At 74.2% G+C, this 15,166-nt stretch carries 17 protein-coding genes; 9 read left to right on the plus strand and 8 right to left on the minus strand.

Annotation, left to right across the window (positions count from 1 at the left end):
• Positions 1-3 precede the first annotated feature (3 nt).
• The 3 genes from C1I92_RS04860 to C1I92_RS04870 are packed head-to-tail and all read left to right on the plus strand — an operon-like array spanning position 4 to position 2,734.
• Complete coding sequence (locus C1I92_RS04860; protein WP_111253544.1) at positions 4-1,497, plus strand: FGGY-family carbohydrate kinase; 1,494 nt, start codon at positions 4-6, stop codon at positions 1,495-1,497.
• Between the two features lie 9 nt (positions 1,498-1,506).
• Complete coding sequence (locus C1I92_RS04865) at positions 1,507-1,923, plus strand: MmcQ/YjbR family DNA-binding protein (RefSeq protein ID WP_111253545.1); 417 nt, start codon at positions 1,507-1,509, stop codon at positions 1,921-1,923.
• A 10-nt stretch (positions 1,924-1,933) separates the two neighbouring features.
• Entirely contained in the window at positions 1,934-2,734 is an 801-nt protein-coding gene (locus C1I92_RS04870) for an SDR family NAD(P)-dependent oxidoreductase (protein ID WP_111253546.1), read from the plus strand.
• A 3-nt stretch (positions 2,735-2,737) separates the two neighbouring features.
• Here the strand turns inward: C1I92_RS04870 and C1I92_RS04875 are convergent, their stop codons facing one another.
• Positions 2,738-3,691, minus strand: coding sequence for a siderophore-interacting protein (locus C1I92_RS04875; RefSeq protein ID WP_111253547.1), 954 nt, complete (start codon positions 3,689-3,691; stop codon positions 2,738-2,740).
• A gap of 104 nt (positions 3,692-3,795) precedes the next feature.
• Between C1I92_RS04875 and C1I92_RS04880 the strand changes: the two genes are divergently transcribed.
• Both C1I92_RS04880 and C1I92_RS04885 read left to right on the plus strand, forming a co-directional pair.
• Positions 3,796-4,542, plus strand: coding sequence for a GNAT family N-acetyltransferase (locus tag C1I92_RS04880; protein WP_111253548.1), 747 nt, complete (start codon positions 3,796-3,798; stop codon positions 4,540-4,542).
• A 60-nt stretch (positions 4,543-4,602) separates the two neighbouring features.
• Positions 4,603-5,484 carry a hypothetical protein gene (locus tag C1I92_RS04885; RefSeq protein ID WP_111253549.1) on the plus strand — a complete coding sequence of 294 codons (882 nt, stop codon included), beginning with the start codon at positions 4,603-4,605 and terminating at the stop codon, positions 5,482-5,484.
• 3 nt (positions 5,485-5,487) lie between these two features.
• Here C1I92_RS04885 and C1I92_RS04890 read toward each other — a convergent pair whose 3' ends face one another.
• The 5 genes from C1I92_RS04890 to C1I92_RS04910 are packed head-to-tail and all read right to left on the minus strand — an operon-like array spanning position 5,488 to position 10,301.
• Positions 5,488-6,399 (minus strand): aldose 1-epimerase family protein, encoded by a 912-nt coding sequence (locus tag C1I92_RS04890; RefSeq protein WP_111253550.1) that lies wholly within the window; start codon positions 6,397-6,399, stop codon positions 5,488-5,490.
• Positions 6,396-7,511, minus strand: a complete 1,116-nt coding sequence (gene galK, locus C1I92_RS04895; protein WP_111253551.1) for a galactokinase — start codon at positions 7,509-7,511, stop codon at positions 6,396-6,398. Before galK ends, C1I92_RS04890 begins: the two co-directional genes overlap by 4 nt.
• Positions 7,490-8,446, minus strand: coding sequence for a UDP-glucose 4-epimerase GalE (gene galE, locus C1I92_RS04900; protein WP_111253552.1), 957 nt, complete (start codon positions 8,444-8,446; stop codon positions 7,490-7,492). The genes galK and galE overlap by 22 nt, the downstream gene beginning before the upstream one ends.
• Positions 8,443-9,516, minus strand: coding sequence for a galactose-1-phosphate uridylyltransferase (galT, locus tag C1I92_RS04905; protein WP_111253553.1), 1,074 nt, complete (start codon positions 9,514-9,516; stop codon positions 8,443-8,445). The genes galE and galT overlap by 4 nt, the downstream gene beginning before the upstream one ends.
• Positions 9,513-10,301, minus strand: a complete 789-nt coding sequence (locus tag C1I92_RS04910) for a DeoR/GlpR family DNA-binding transcription regulator (protein ID WP_111253554.1) — start codon at positions 10,299-10,301, stop codon at positions 9,513-9,515. The genes galT and C1I92_RS04910 overlap by 4 nt, the downstream gene beginning before the upstream one ends.
• A gap of 102 nt (positions 10,302-10,403) precedes the next feature.
• On the opposite strand from C1I92_RS04910, the gene C1I92_RS04915 reads away from it, so the two are divergent.
• The 4 genes from C1I92_RS04915 (at position 10,404) to C1I92_RS04930 (ending at position 12,695) form a co-directional block, all read left to right on the plus strand.
• Complete coding sequence (locus tag C1I92_RS04915; protein ID WP_111253555.1) at positions 10,404-10,670, plus strand: hypothetical protein; 267 nt, start codon at positions 10,404-10,406, stop codon at positions 10,668-10,670.
• Positions 10,671-10,682: 12 nt separating this feature from the next.
• Complete coding sequence (locus tag C1I92_RS04920) at positions 10,683-11,042, plus strand: hypothetical protein (protein WP_146605022.1); 360 nt, start codon at positions 10,683-10,685, stop codon at positions 11,040-11,042.
• A gap of 157 nt (positions 11,043-11,199) precedes the next feature.
• Complete coding sequence (locus C1I92_RS34285) at positions 11,200-11,718, plus strand: DUF2087 domain-containing protein (RefSeq protein WP_199520961.1); 519 nt, start codon at positions 11,200-11,202, stop codon at positions 11,716-11,718.
• A 116-nt stretch (positions 11,719-11,834) separates the two neighbouring features.
• Positions 11,835-12,695: an SDR family NAD(P)-dependent oxidoreductase gene (locus C1I92_RS04930; protein ID WP_111253557.1), complete on the plus strand. Its 861-nt coding sequence runs from the start codon at positions 11,835-11,837 to the stop codon at positions 12,693-12,695.
• On the opposite strand, the gene C1I92_RS04935 is transcribed toward C1I92_RS04930, so the two are convergent.
• Together C1I92_RS04935 and pgm are read right to left on the minus strand one after the other, a co-directional pair.
• Positions 12,684-13,511 (minus strand): helix-turn-helix domain-containing protein, encoded by an 828-nt coding sequence (locus C1I92_RS04935; protein WP_111253558.1) that lies wholly within the window; start codon positions 13,509-13,511, stop codon positions 12,684-12,686. The genes C1I92_RS04930 and C1I92_RS04935 overlap by 12 nt on opposite strands.
• Entirely contained in the window at positions 13,508-15,163 is a 1,656-nt protein-coding gene (pgm, locus tag C1I92_RS04940; RefSeq protein WP_111253559.1) for a phosphoglucomutase (alpha-D-glucose-1,6-bisphosphate-dependent), read from the minus strand. The genes C1I92_RS04935 and pgm overlap by 4 nt, the downstream gene beginning before the upstream one ends.
• Positions 15,164-15,166 lie beyond the last annotated feature (3 nt).

Below are 15,166 nucleotides of genomic sequence, written 5' to 3' on the forward strand. Positions count from 1 at the left end.
GGCGTGGCCGAGTTCGTCCTCGGCATCGACATCGGCACGGCCAGCAGCAAGGCGGTCATGGCGTCGCTCGGCGGCGACGTGATCGCGGTCGAGGTGGTCGAGCACGAGACCCAGCGGCCGCGGCCGGGCTGGGTCGAGCAGGACGCCGACGCCGTCTGGTGGGCCGACGTGTGCGCGCTGAGCCGGCGCATGACGACGCGGTTCCCGGCCGCGTCGATCGGCGCGGTGTGCGTCAGCGGCATCGGGCCGACGGCGCTGGTGGCCGGTGCGGACGGGGCGCCGCTGCGGCCGGCCGTCCTGTACGGCGTCGACACCCGCGCAGTCGGGCAGGCGGCGGCGTTGTCGTCACTGCTCGGCGAGGACGAGGTGCTGGCGCGGTGCGGGTCGCGGCTGTCGTCGCAGTCGGCCGGGCCGAAGCTGGCCTGGATCCGCGAGAACGAGCCGGACGTGTGGGCCCGCACCCGCTACTTCTTCATGGCCAACGGCTACGTCGTGTACCGGCTGACCGGCGAGTACGTGCTGGACCACCACTCGGCGAACCAGGCGCAGCCGCTGTACGACCGGGTCCGCGGCGAGTGGATCCCGGAGTGGGCCGACGCCGTCGCACCCGGGCTGGCGCTGCCGTCGCTGCGCTGGCCGACGGACATCGCGGGTGAGGTGACGGCGGAGGCGGCGGCCGCGACCGGGCTGCGCGAGGGCACGCCGGTCGCCGTCGGCACCATCGACGCGTGGGCCGAGGCCGAGAGCGTCGACGTCCGGCGGCCCGGCGACGTGATGATCATGTACGGGTCGACGATGTTCTTCATCGCCGTGACGTCGTCGCCGGTGGCGCATCCGCAGCTGTGGGGCACCGTGGGCCAGCATCCGGGCCTGCACACGCTGGCCGGCGGGATGGCCAGTTCCGGGTCGATCACCGGCTGGTTCCGCGACCTGACCGGCGGCCGGCCGTACCCCGAGCTGCTGGCCGAGGCGGCCGCCGTCCCGGCCGGGTCGGACGGGCTGCTGGCGCTGCCCTACTTCGACGGCGAGCGGACCCCGTTCGCCGACCCGGACGCCCGCGGCGTGCTGGCCGGGCTGTCGCTGCGGCACGGCGCCGGGCACGTCTACCGGGCGCTGCTCGAGGCGACCGCGTTCGGCGTGCGGCACAACCTGGCCGAGTTCGCCGCCGCCGGCGTCGAGGCCGAGCGGGTGGTCGCGGTCGGCGGCGGGACTCAGGGCGACCTGTGGACCGGCATCGTCAGCAGCGCCGCCGGGGTGACGCAGGAGGTCCCGGCGGTGACGGTCGGCGCGGCCTACGGCGACGCGAAGTTCGCCGCGGTGGCGATCGGCGCGGCCGCCCGGGACGACGCGTGGAACGGCGGCGGCGTGACGGTCGCGCCCGACCCGGCCGACGCCGCCGTGTACGACCGGCTGTTCCCGCTCTACCGCGAGCTGCACGAGCGAACGGTGGAGGTGCAGCACGTCCTCGCCCGCGGCGGTGTCGGTGGCGGCGGTTAGCCTCGGCGGATGGTGTACCACGACGACGACGTCCCCGACGAGATCGTCGAGCCGCTGCGCGAGATCTGCATGGGCCTGCCCGACGCGTACGAGGAGCTGGCCTGGGTCGGGACGCGGTGGCGGGTGCGCGGGCGTACGTTCGCGCACGTCCTCACCGTCGATCCCGACCACCACGCCGCCTACACCCGCGCCGCCGGCGGCGTCGACCAGCCGGTGCCGCTGCTCACGTTCCGCGCGCCGCCGGAGGAGCTGGCCGCGCTGGTCGCCGCCGGCCCGCCGTACTTCCGCGGCAGCTGGGGCCGCGACGTCGTCGTGCTGGTGCTGCCCGACGAGATCGACTGGGCCGAGATCGCCGAGCTGATGACCGAGAGCTACTGCCTGCTGGCGCCGAAGAAACTGGTGGCGCGGGTCCGCGATCCCTCGTGAGGATGGCGGCATGACGAATCCCCACCACGTCGCCGTCGTCACCGGAGCCAACGCGGGCATCGGCGCCGCCACCGCGGTCGCCCTCGGCCGGCGCGGGGTGGACGTGCTCGTGGCGTTCTTCCGCCCGGGCGACGCCGACGGACAGGAGGACGCGTACAACGCGGCCCGCCGCGGCGACGGCACGGACGTCGTGGCCGCGATCGAGGCGTCCGGCGCCCGCGCGCACGCCGTCGAGGCCGACCTCACCGACCCGGAAGCGCCGGAACGGCTGTTCGACGAGGCCGAGCGGCATCTCGGCCCGGTCGACATCCTCGTCAACAACGCCAGCGGCTGGGTCCAGGACACCTTCACCCCGGCCTCGGCCGACCGGTTCGGCCGGCCGATGACGCAGGTCACCGAGGCCACGTTCCGGCAGCAGTTCGGCGTCGACGCGATGGCGCCGGCGCTGCTCATCGCGGAGTTCGCCCGCCGCCACGTCGCCCGCGGCGGCGACTGGGGCCGCATCGTCGGGCTGACGTCGGGCGGCCAGCACGGCTTCCCCGAGGAGGTGTCCTACGGCGCGGCCAAGGCGGCCCAGGAGAACTACACGATGTCCGCGTCGGTCGAGCTGGCGGCCTACGGCGTCACCGCCAACATCGTCTACCCGCCGGTCACCGACACGGGCTGGGTCACCGACGAGGTCCGCGCCGCCGTCGCCGCCAGCCGCGAACTCACCCACGTCGCCACCCCCGAGGAGGTCGCCGAGGTGATCGCGTGGGTCGTCTCCGACGAGGCGAAGCTGCTCACGGGCAGCGTCGTGCGGCTGCGATGACGCTCAGTTCTCCGAGCGGCCGGCCCGCCAATAGCCCATGAACGAGACCGCGCCCTTGTCGATGCCGCGCTCGCGGACCAGGTGCCGGCGGATGGTCTTGACGGCGCCGGCCTCGCCCGCGATCCACGCGTAGGCGCTGCTGCCGGCCGCCGCGGCGACCTCCCACAGCACCTCGAGGTCGATGTCGACGGTGTCGACGGCGCTGGCGTCCAGCTCGGCGGCCCGGGCGCCGCGGCCGAACTCGGCCGCGCACACCGCGTCGACCAGCAGTTCGCCGTTGGCCGTCACGGTGCCGTCCGGGCGGCGGCGGGACAGCCAGGTGATCTCGGCCTGGTCCGGCGCCAGCATCGGCAGCGCGTCGCGGTTGTCGGGGACCTCCAGGAACACCTGGATCCGTGCGCCGGGATCGAGCGTGCCCCTCAGCCGCTCGAGGATTCCGCACACGGCCGGGACCGCGGTCTCGTCGCCGGCGATCAGCACGTCGCGGACGTCGATCGGCGGGCTCCACTCGTGGCCCTGGCAGTCCGCGCCGTAGAGCCGGTTCGGCCCGATCAGCGCGACCTCCTGGCCGATCGTCGCGCGGACCGCCCACGCCGAGGCCGGGCCGGCGTCGCCGTGCAGGGCGAAGTCGACGTCCACCTCGCGCTGCGCCGGCCGGACCGCGCGGATCGTGTAGGTGCGCAGCGTGCCGCGCACGTCCGGGTCCATCGCCCGGTACCGCGCGAACCAGTCGCCGTCGCCGGCGTCGGGCAGACCGTGCCCGGGCCGCGGCAGGTAGAGCTTGATGCGCTGATCAGGGCCGTCGTGACCGAACTCGTCGAGGTCGCCGCCGGTGAACGTGATGCGCAGGAAGGACGGCGTGAGCTGCTGGACGCGCGCCACGGTCACCCGGAACGGGCGCCAGGCCGGCACGTCGGCGGCGCGCCGGACGGCACGCTCGGTGGTCGCGGTGGTCATCGAGTCCCCGTGTGAAGAATGCTTAGCCTTACTTAGGGGAGGCTAACCGATGGGTTCCTTGATCGCACCCCCGACCCCGCGATCAGTCTCGTTACCCTGAGTCGGTGCTGACGTCCGCGCTCGTGGAGCTGCCCGATTACGCCACGCTCGTCGAGCGCAGTGGCGGCCACCCGTTCGCCCGCTGGCACCACTCGCCGGCGGACTTCGAGCGGGCCTGGGCGTTCGGCGACGCGACCGGCTGGACGGTGACGGGTCGGTACGGGCCCGTGCTGGTGGCGCTCGGCGCCGGCGCCGACGCGGGCCGGCTGGTGACGCTGGCGCTGTCCGGCCTGCCGTCGGTGGCACGCGTCGTCATGACGGCGGCCGCGCTGCCGCACGTCGAGGCGCCGCTCGGCGACGGGGACGACTGGGACTGGTTCTGGACGACGTCGGCGCCGCCGCCGCGGCCGGGCGAGGCCGCCGTCGCCGCGCTGGGGCTGTCGGACCACGAAGAGCTGGCCGCCCTGCTCCACGCGTCCTCGCCGCGGACGTCGGCCCAGGCCGATGACCCGACGGTGCGGACGTGGCTCGGCCTGCGCGACCCGTCCGGCGCACTCGTGGCGTGCGCCGCGGAGCACGAGCAGGCGCCGGGCGTCCGCCACCTGCGGGCGATCGCCACCCACCCCTCCCACCGCGGCCGTGGCTACGGCGCCGACGTCACGGCCGCCGCCACGCGCGCCGGACTGGCGAGCGCCGGCGCGCACGCCGTCACCCTCGGCATGTACGCCGACAACCACGTCGCCCGCCGCCTCTACGAGCGTCTCGGCTTCACCGTCGGCCAGGCGTTCGCCACCCGCGCCGTCGCCCGCTGACCCGCGACTGGTCATCGGACGGTCACGTCCGGTTCGCCCGGCGACCCTAGCGTCGCCGGCATGAGGACCCGTGCGCTCCCGATCGCGCGCCGCACCATCGCCGCCGTCGCCGTCCTGGCCGCGACCGCCGCCACCACGTCCGCGCAGGCCGGCCCGCTGGACCGGCGCATCACGCCGACCGCCGTCGTGCCGCGGCCGATCGTCGTCGACGTCGCGCCGGCCGAGCTGACGTACTCCCGGCAGGCCCGATCAGAGTGGCAGTTGACGCAGTTCGACCGCGCTGGGAACGCGATCCTGGCCACCCACGTGCCGAGCGGCATCTCGCTCGCGATCGACTACGACGACCCCGCCGACGACCGGCACGCCGCCGGCATCGCACCCGACACCGGATGCGGCCCGATGGAGGGCCGGTTCTGGGGCTCGACGACGCCGCTGCTCTACCCGATCCTCGAGCCGGACACCCACGTCATCGAGGACGTGACGATCGCGATGGACGGCGCCGAGATCCGGGTGCGGATGGCCGGCGGCGCCTACGACCTGGTCGAGCCGGGCGCCGGCGCCGAGCCGCTGTACATGGACGCGACCTTCACCGTCGAGGACGGCCGGCTGCGGGCGCACACGACCGGCCTGCACTACGTCCTGCCGTCCAAGGACCCGGCGACGACCGTCGGCCTGACGCTGGCCGATGGCTCGAGGGTCACCCGTACGTTCACGATGGCCAGCCCGACCGGCCGCGAGTACGTCGACGACGTCCGCCGGGTCGACGTGTCCGACGGCCGCTACGGCGACTTCTCCTGGACGACTGATATCCAGCGGCTGCAGTTCGACCTCAACACGAACCCGCTGCTGGACGTGTTCGAGATCGACGCCGACCACACGCTGAAGGACCGCGGCCAGCGCGTCGTGACCAACGACTTCACGTTCGCGCCGGCCTGCGGCTGATCGTCAGAGCGCCGCGATCGTCCAGGTGGTCGCGTGCTGCTGGCCGGGCGCCAGCACGATCAGGTCGGTGCCGGAGTTGAACGCGTCGGGCGGGCAGGTCATCGGCTCGACCGCGAGGCCGATGCGGTGACCGGGCTCGCCGGGCCGGTCGGCGGTGTGGATCTGCACCCACGGGCACTCCGCGGCCGTCCACGAGCAGACGACGCCGCCGCCGTCGGCCGCGCGCACGTTCACCCGCGCGACGCCGTCGTCGCCGGCCGTCAGCGCGGTGAAGGCGTGGTCGATGAAGATGTCGCCCAGCGGCCGCGGGGTGCGGAAGTCGAACCCGGCCGACTCGACCTTGTCGACCGACACCGGCAGCAGCCGGTCGTCGGTGACCTCGAGGTACTCCGCGGCGGGCAGCTCCAGCGACCAGTCGTCGACCCGGCCGGCGCCGGCGACGAGGTACGGGTGCGGCGCGGTGCCGTAGGGCGCGGGCGCGTCGCCGGTGTTCGTGGCCGCGACGGTCCAGTGCAGGCCGGCGTCGTCGAGCTCGTAGCGCACCCGCAGGTCCAGCGCGTGCGGGTAGCCGCTGAACGGCACCAGCGAATGAACGAGCTCGACGGTGGAGTCCGACTGCGCCGCGACCTCCCAGCGGACCCAGGCGACCAGGCCGTGCAGCGCGTTGCCGCGGGCCGGCTCGGTGAGCGGCAGCTGCCACTCCTGGCCGCCGAACGTGTAGCGGCCGTCGGCGATCCGGTTCGGCCACGGGGCCAGCACCGCGCCGCGGAAGTTGGGCCGGATCTCGTCGGCGTCGAAGCCGGCCACCAGCGGCCGGCCGTCGTGGCGCAGCTCGCGCAGGGTGGCGCCGACCTCGGTGACGACGGCGGTGTAGCGGCCGTGCGACAGCTCGACCTGGAATCCGCTGGGGATCACTGGCTCTCCTCGATGCCGGCGCCCGCGGCCGGGCGGACGGTGAAGACGGACGGTGACGCGTAGCCGTGCTGGTCGAACGCGGAGCTGACGGCGGCGCCGACCCGCTCCGCGTCGGCCGTGGCGGTCAGCGCGATGACCGAGCCGCCGAAGCCGCCGCCGGTCATCCTCGCACCCAGCGCCCCCGCGGCGAGCGCCGCGTCCACGGCGACGTCGATCTCGGCGACGGTGATCTCGTAGTCGTCGCGCATCGAGGCGTGCGACGCGGTCAGCAGCGGCCCGATCTCGCCCGCCCGGCCGGCCCGCAGCAGCGCGACGGTGTCGAGCACCCGCGCGTTCTCCGTCAGCACGTGCCGGACCCGCCGGACCATGACGTCGTCGTCGAGCTTTCCGAGGACCTCGGCCAGTGGCGTGTCCTGCACCTCGCGCAGCGTCTCGACGCCGAGCAGCGCCGCGGCCTCCTCGCAGCTGGCCCGCCGGGCGCCGTAGCCGCCGTCGACGTGCTCGTGGTGCACCCGGGTGTCGACGACGACCAGGCTCAGCCCGGCGCCGGCCAGGTCGCACGGCACCGGCTCGGCCGTCATCGCGCGCGCGTCGAACAGGATGACGTGGCCGTCCTGCCCGTACAGCGACGCCATCTGGTCCATCGCGCCGGTGGGCGCGCCGACGTAGTGGTTCTCGGCCCGCTGCACGAGCAGCGCCAGCTCGGTGCGGTCCAGCCCGAGACCGTGCAGCTCGTTCAACGTGACGGCGACGGCGCACTCCAGCGCGTGCGACGAGGAGAGCCCGGCGCCGGACGGCACGGTGCTGTGGATCGAGACATCGGCGCCCGGGATATCGTGCCCGGCGTCGCGCAGCGCCCAGAACACCCCGGCCACGTACGCGGCCCAGCCGGTGACGTCGCCGGGGGAGCTGTCGACGGTGAACCGGGCCGGCTCCGTGCCCGGCGCGGTGGACTCGGCGACGACCAGGCCGTCGTCGCGCACGCGCAGGCTCGCCGTCGTCCGTGCCGGGATGGCCAGCGGCAGCGCGAAGCCGCCGTTGTAGTCGGTGTGCTCGCCGATGAGGTTGACCCGGCCGGGCGCCGACCCCGTCAGCTGCGCAGGAATCGCCATGCGTCCTCCACGATCGTCTCCAGGGCGTGCTCCGGCCGCCAACCGAGGTCGGCGGCGATCCGCTCCGCCGACGCGACCAGCACCGGCGGGTCACCGGGCCGGCGCTCCCTGTCGCGGGTGGGCACCGGGTGGCCGGTGACCCGCCGTACGGCCTCGACCACCTCGCGAACCGAGTAGCCGGTCCCCGAGCCCAGGTTGTACACGCGGTGCTCGCCCGCCGCCTCGGCCGACCCGGTCCAGTCCAGCGCCAGCAGATGCGCCCGGCCGAGATCCTCGACGTGCAGGTAGTCGCGGACGGCGGTCCCGTCGGGCGTCGGGTAGTCGCTGCCGAACACGTCGACCGCGTCGCGGCGGCCGGCCGGCACCATCAGCACGTTGGGGATCAGGTGCGTCTCCGGGTCATGCCGCTCGCCGTGCCGGCCCAGCGCCCCGCCGACGTTGAAATAGCGCAGGCTGACCGCGGCCAGCCCGTGCGCCCGCGCCTCGCCGGCCAGCATGTGGTCGACGGCGAGCTTGCTCTGGCCGTACGGGTTGATCGGCACCGCCGGGGTGTCCTCGGTGATCGGGCTGACGCCGGGCTGGCCGTACGCCGCCGCCGTCGACGAGAACACCAGCCGCCGCACGCCGGCCGCGCGCATCGCGTCGAGCAGCCGCAGCGTGCCGACGACGTTGTTCCACCAGTACAGCTGCGGCTCGGCGACCGACTGCCCGACCAGCGACCGGGCGGCGAAGTGCAGGACCGCGTCGAAGCTGCCGTCCAGCACGTCGCCTGCGGCGTCGAGACCGGCGCGTACGAACCGGGCGCCGTCGGGCACCGCGTCGTCGTGCCCCGTCAGCAGGTCGTCGAGCACGACCACCTCGTGGCCGGCCGCGACCAGCTGCGACCCCACCACCGAGCCGATGTACCCGGCGCCGCCGGTGACCAGCAGTTTCATCGGACCTCCCGCAGTCGCGCCGCGACGTCCTCGGGCAGCACGTCGGTGATGAACGCGCCCATGCCCGACTCCGAGCCGGCCAGGTACTTCAGCTTGTCCGCGGCCCGCTTGACCGAGAACACCTGCAGGTGCAGGTAGCCGAGGTCGCGGTCGATGCGCACCGGCGCCTGGTGCCAGGCGGCGATGTAGGGCAGCGGCGCGTCGTAGAGCGCGTCGAACCGGCGCAGCACGTCGAGGTAGAGCGCGACGAACTCGTCCCGCTCGGCGTCGTCGAGGTCGCCGATCCCGGCCAGCTGACGATGCGGATACAGGTGCACCTCGACCGGCCAGCGCGCCGCGGCCGGCACGAACGCCGTCCAGTGCTCGGTCTGTGCGACGACGCGGGTGCCCGCCGCGCGCTCCTCGGCGAGCACGTCGGCGAAGAGGTTGCGGCCCGTCCTCTGCTGATGCTCGTGCGCCGACCGCATCATCCGGGCCGTCCGCGGCGTGACGTATGGGTAGGCGTAGATCTGGCCGTGCGGGTGTGAGAGCGTCACGCCGATCTCCGCGCCGCGGTTCTCGAAGCAGAACACCTGCTCCACGCCGGGGACGGCGGACAGCTCGGCGGTGCGGTCGGCCCACGCCTCGACCACCAGCCGCGCGTGGTCCGGCGCCAGCGTCGCGAACGAGGCGGTGTGGTCGCTGCTGAACACCAGCACCTCGCAGCGGCCGATGCCGGGGCGGACGGGGACCAGCTCGGTGCCGGTCTCCGCCGTCGTGGCGTGCGTCGACAGGCTGGGGAAGCGGTTCTCGAACGCGACGACGTCGTAGGTCGCCGACGGGATCTCCGTCGGGCGGTCCGGCGTCGACGGGCACAGCGGGCAGAGGTCGGCCGGCGGCAGGAAGGTGCGGGTCTGCCGGTGCCCGGCCATCGCCACCCACTCGGCCAGGATCGGGTCGTAGCGCAGCTGCGACGTCGTGCTCACCGGCGGCAGGTCCCGCGGGTCGTCGAGCCGATGGGCGGCGTCGTCGCGCCGGTCGAAGTAGATGATCTCGCGGCCGTCGGCCAGCCGCGCCGTCGTGCGTTTCATTCCGTTCCGTTCGTCGGGGGAGCGATGACCAGCTCGCCGACCCGTTCGGCCAGCGTGTCGCGGGCGTCGCCGGGCAGGCCGGCGTCGGTGACCAGCATGTCGGCGTCGTCGAGGCGGGCGATGGTGCTGATGCCCACCGTCCCCCACTTCGTGTGGTCGGCGACGACGACCAGCCGGCGCCCGGCCGCGACCAGCGCGCGGTCGGTGTCGGCCTCGAGCAGGTTGGGGGTGGTGAACCCGGCCTCGGCGTCCACGCCGTGCACGCCCAGGAACACCACGTCGAGGTGCAGGTGCCGCAGCGACCCGACGGCGACCGGCCCGACCAGCGCGTCCGACGGCGTCCGCACCCCGCCCGTCAGCACGACGTCGAGGTCGGTGCGGTCGTCGTCGTAGAGCTCGTCGGCGATGCGGATCGAGTTCGTGACGACGGTGAGCCGCGGGATCGCGCGCAGCCGGCGGGCCAGCGTCCACGTCGTGGTGCCGGCGGACAGCCCGACCGCCGAACCGGGCCGGACGAGGTCGGCGGCGGCTTGCGCGATGGCCTCCTTCTCCGCCCGCTGGCGCAGCTGCTTGGCGCGGAACCCCGGCTCCTCGGTGCTGGCCGAGCGCTTCGACGTGGCTCCGCCGTGCACCTTGTCCAGCGTGCCGCGGGCGACGAGGGTGTCCAGGTCGCGGCGGATCGTCATGTCCGAGACGCCGAACCGGGCGGCCAGCTCGCTGACGGTGGCGGCGCCGCGGCGCTGGACCTCGTCCAGGATCAGCGCCTGCCGTTCCGCCGCCAGCATGAGGCTCCCTGTTCGAGTCTGTTTGATTCTGTCGATTCATGGTACCGGATGTTCGAACAGGATCTTCACAGCCCTCTTAGAATCGGTCGCTACCGTGGGGCAATGCAGTGGGGGCGCTTCCTCGTGGGCACGCTGGTGTGCGGTGCGCTCGTCGTGCTTGTCGTCCAGTTGGTGTCCTCGTGGTCGCCGGTCGACGACGCCGGCGGCGAGCCGGCCGACAGCGGGATCAGCGGGTCCGGCGCCTCCGGCTCGCCTGGGTCGTACGGGCCGGTCGAGGGCGAGCAGTGCCCGGACGGCTGGCAGTGGATGTCGCCGTCGGACGCCGCCAACGCCCCCGGCGGCGTCATGGTCGAGTGCCCGGCCGGTTGATAGTCTTCGGCAATGCATCGAGGCCGGGCGGTTCTGGGCGCGGTGGTCGGCGCCGGCGTCGTCGCCGCGGTGCTGGTCATGGTGGGCTCGTGGGCGCCCACGGGGTCCGGCTGGGACGGCTATGACCCGGCCGGACCGTCGATCGAGCCCACGGCGCCGTCGCTGCCGGTCGGCCAGGCGGTGTCGCCGGAGTGCCGGGACGAGCACGAGGCGGCGCTGCGTGACGCGGAGCGGACCGGTGCCACGCTCGTCGCCTACCTCTGCGAGCGGGACCGGCCGCCGCCGGAGGAGTGCGAGCCGGGCGAGGACGTCGCCCACGTGCGGATCCCCGAGCTGCCGGGCGAGTATGTGACGCTGGACTGCCGCGGCTGAGCCGGCCGGTGCCGGCCTTGGCACGCCGGGACGTTCCACACACGCGACATTGCAGGCGCGACGGGTGACCTAAAGCGTGCCAAGCGCGACACCGGAGCGTGCCGAGCCGGCGGAAACTGTGGTGCGCCGGAGGTCGTCGGCCGCCTACGGTGCCGGGGTGAACATCGAACTGCTCAGCACGCTGGGGGACCGGAAGCGGCTGGCCGTCCTCGGCGCCCTCTGCACCGGCGCGGGCGCACCGACTGTCGCCGAGCTGGGCGAGCGCACCGGGTTGTCCGACCGGGACCTGCAGCGGGCGCTGGCCGTGCTCGGCGGCGCCGGCCTGGTTCGCCGCGACGCCACCGGGCTGAGCGCCGACCTGGAGCCGATCCGGGCCGCGGCCGCCGCCGGGGTGTCGGCGACGCCGGTGGGCCGGGTCGCGGCGGACTTCCCGCGGCTGGACGGCTGCCTGAAGAACGGCCGCATCGCCACCATCCCGGCCGACGACGGGCTGAAGGCCGAGCTCGGCCGGCTGGTCATGGCCGCGCTGCCGCGCCGCGACGCCTACACCGAGCGGGAGCTGACCACCGAGCTGCGCGAGCTGGCCGACGAGCCGGTCGCGCTGCGCCGCCTGGTGGTCGACCTCGGCCTCATGGAGCGCGATCCCGACGGCTCGCGCTACTGGCCCGCCCCATGATCATCAATGATCCAACCCCCTATGAGTGGTTGGATCATTGATGATCATGGGGGTCGGTCGCTCGGTGGTACTGGCGGTACCTGGGTCGTGGCCGGGCGGCGACGGAGCCTGGACGCATGGAGCTTGCTGTCGTCACCGGTGCGAACTCGGGCATCGGCGAACAGATCGCGACCGGCCTCGCCCGGCACGGCGCGTCGGTGGTCCTCGTCGCACGCAACCGTGACCGGCTGGAGGCGACGCGACGGCGCATCGCGGCGATCGCGCCCGGCGTCGACCTGACCGTCGAGCCGGTCGACCTCGCCGAGCTGGACGAGGTCCGCGGCCTGGCCGAGCGGCTGGCCGGGCGGGACCCGTCGATCGTGGTGAGCAACGCCGCGGTGATCGCACCGCTGGACGACCGGACCCCGGCCGGCCTGCATCGGTCGCTGGCGACGAACCACCTCGCGCCGTACCTGCTGCTGCGCACGCTCGCCGAGCGGCCCAGCCCGCGGCCGCGGCGGTTCGTCGTCGTCGGCGGCTCGCCGCGCGGGCTGCGACGCGTCCCCGTCGACCTCGACGACCTCAACGCCGAGACCGGCCGTGGGCTCGGCTGGCCGCCCAGCTTCCGCCCGTTCGCCGCGTACGCGCGGACGAAGAACATGAACGCGATGTTCGTGTACGGCCTCGCCGGACGGCTGCGCGGCACGAGCACGACGGTCAACGGCGCGCACCCGGGGATCATCAGCGGCGGCCGTCTGAACCGGCACGACCGCGGCGCGCTGCGGGTGTTCGGCTCGGTGCTCGGCGCCTTCTCACCGGGGACGGAGACCGGCGCGGACACGCCGCTCTGGCTGGCGACGGCGGCCGAGGTCGACGGCGTGTCCGGGCGGTTCTACGTCAAGCGCCGTGCGGTCCAGACCGCGGGCCACACCACCGACCCCGAGCGCGTCGAGCGGCTGTGGCGCGAGAGCGCCCGGCTGGTCGGCCTACCCGAGTGACCCGCGCAGCAGCTCCAGCCGGTCGGCGTCGGCGCTGCCGGGCGGAGCGCTGTACACGACGATGCGCAGGTCCGAGTCCAGGGCGGAGAACACGTCGCAGTCCAGCGTGATCGGGCCGATCTCCGGATGGTCGACGGTCTTGCGCTCGGCCACCCGGTGCGGCAGCGCGAAGTCGTGCCACTGCCGCGCGAACGCGGGGCTGACGGAACGCAGGTCGGCCACCAGCCGGGCGAGGCCGGCGTCGTCCGGATAGGTCGCGACCGCGCGCCGCAGGTCGGCGACCAGTTCGCGGCCGAGCCGGTCGTGCTCCTCGGCCGTGTGCCGCACGGGGCTGGGCCGGCCGGTGAAGTGATGCCACGCGAGATTCGCCTCGCGCCCGCGCGGGGCCGCCGAGATGCCGATGAGCGCGACCCACAGCGGGTTGGCGACGACGAGGTCCCAGCTCGCGGTGAAGACGGCCGTCGGCGTGTCGTGCAGCCGGTCGAGGACGCGTCCGGTGCCCGGGCCGATCTCCCGCGGGACGGTACCGCCCGACGGCGGCGCCTGGACGCCGGCCAGCCGGAACAGCGTCGCGCTCTCGCCGGCGTTGAGCCGCAGCGCCCGCGCCAGTGCGCCGAGGACCTGCGGCGACGGGTTCCGCGCACGGCCCTGCTCGAGCTGGACCAGGTAGTCGACGGAGATGTCGGCCAGCACGGCCAGCTCCTCGCGGCGCAGCCCCGGCAGGCGACGCGGCCCGGCGTCGGGCAGCCCGGCGGCGGCCGGGGTCACCCGCTGCCGCCACGACCGCAGCGCCTGGGCGAGCCCCGCCTCGGTCACGCCGACGCGAGCACGTCGTCGACGACGGAGCGGGCCTCGTCCTGGATGCGGGCCAGATGGTCCGGCCCCTGGAAGCTCTCGGCGTAGATCTTGTAGACGTCCTCGGTGCCGGACGGGCGGGCGGCGAACCAGCCGGACGCCGTCGTCACCTTCAGTCCGCCGATCGGCGCGTCGTTGCCCCGGGCCGACGTCAGCTTGGCGGTGATCGGCTCGCCGGCCAGCTCCGTCGCCGTCACCTGGTCGGGGGACAGCTTGCCGAGCACCGCCTTCTGCTCCCGCGACGCCGGCGCGTCCACCCGCGCGTACACCGGGTCGCCGAACGACGAGGTCAGCCGGCGGTAGTGCTCGCTCGGCGACGAGTCTGTGACGGCGATGATCTCGGCGGCCAGCAGGCAGGCGATGATGCCGTCCTTGTCCGTCGTCCAGACCCGCCCGTCGCGGCGCAGGAACGACGCGCCCGCGGACTCCTCCCCGCCGAAGCCGACCGACGCGTCGACCAGCCCCGGTACGAACCACTTGAACCCGACCGGCACCTCCAGCAGCGGCCGGCCCAGCGACGCCGCCACCCGGTCGATCATCGACGAGCTGACCAGCGTCTTGCCGACGGCGGCGGTCGACGGCCAGTCGGCGCGGTGCCGGAAGAGGTAGTCGATGGCGACGGCGAGGTAGTGGTTCGGGTTCAGCAGCCCGCCGTCGGGCGTGACGATGCCGTGCCGGTCGGCGTCGGCGTCGTTGCCGGTCGCGACCGCGAACTCCGACTCCTCGGCCAGCCGCGAGATCAGCGACGCCATCGCGTACGGCGACGAGCAGTCCATCCGGATCTTGCCGTCCCAGTCCAGCGTCATGAACCGCCAGGTCGGGTCCACCAGCGGGTTGACGACGGTGAGGTCCAGGCCGTGCCGCTCGGCGATCGCCGCCCAGTAGTCGACCGACGCGCCGCCCAGCGGGTCCGCGCCGATCCGGACCCCGGCGTCCCTGATGGCCGCCACGTCGACGACCGACGGCAGATCGTCGACGTAGGCGCCGAGGAAGTCGTACGTCGACGTGGTGTCGGCGGCCCGCGCCGAGGCCAGATGCATGCGCCGCACGCCGTGCAGGCCGCGCTCCAGGTACCGGTTGGCGGCGTCCTGGATCGCGCCGGTGATCTGCGAGCCGGCCGGTCCGCCGTCCGGCGGGTTGTACTTGAAGCCGCCGTCCCAGGGCGGGTTGTGCGACGGGGTGACGACGACGCCGTCGGCCCGCCGCGCGCCCGGCACGGCGTTGTAGGTCAGGATCGCGTGCGACACCGCCGGCGTCGGCGTGTACCGCTCGTCGCCGTCGACCAGCAGCGTCACCTCGTTCGCGGCGAACACCTCGACCGCCGTCGCCCAGGCCGGCTCGGACAGCGCGTGCGTGTCCTTGCCCAGGAACAGCGGCCCGTCGATGCCTTTCGCGGCCCGGTAGTCGCAGATCGCCTGCGACGTCGCGGCGATGTGGTCGTCGTTGAACGCCGCGGCCAGCGACGAGCCGCGATGGCCGGACGTGCCGAACGCGACCCGCTGGCCGACGTCGGCCGGATCGGGATGCGTGGTGTAGTACGCCCGGACCAGCTGGGCGACGTCGACGAGGTCCTCGGGGGCGGCGGGCAGGCCTGCGCGCGGGTGGTTCGTCACCGT

Source organism: Jiangella anatolica (assembly GCF_003236295.1).
GTDB classification, from domain to species: Bacteria; Actinomycetota; Actinomycetes; order Jiangellales; family Jiangellaceae; genus Jiangella; species Jiangella anatolica.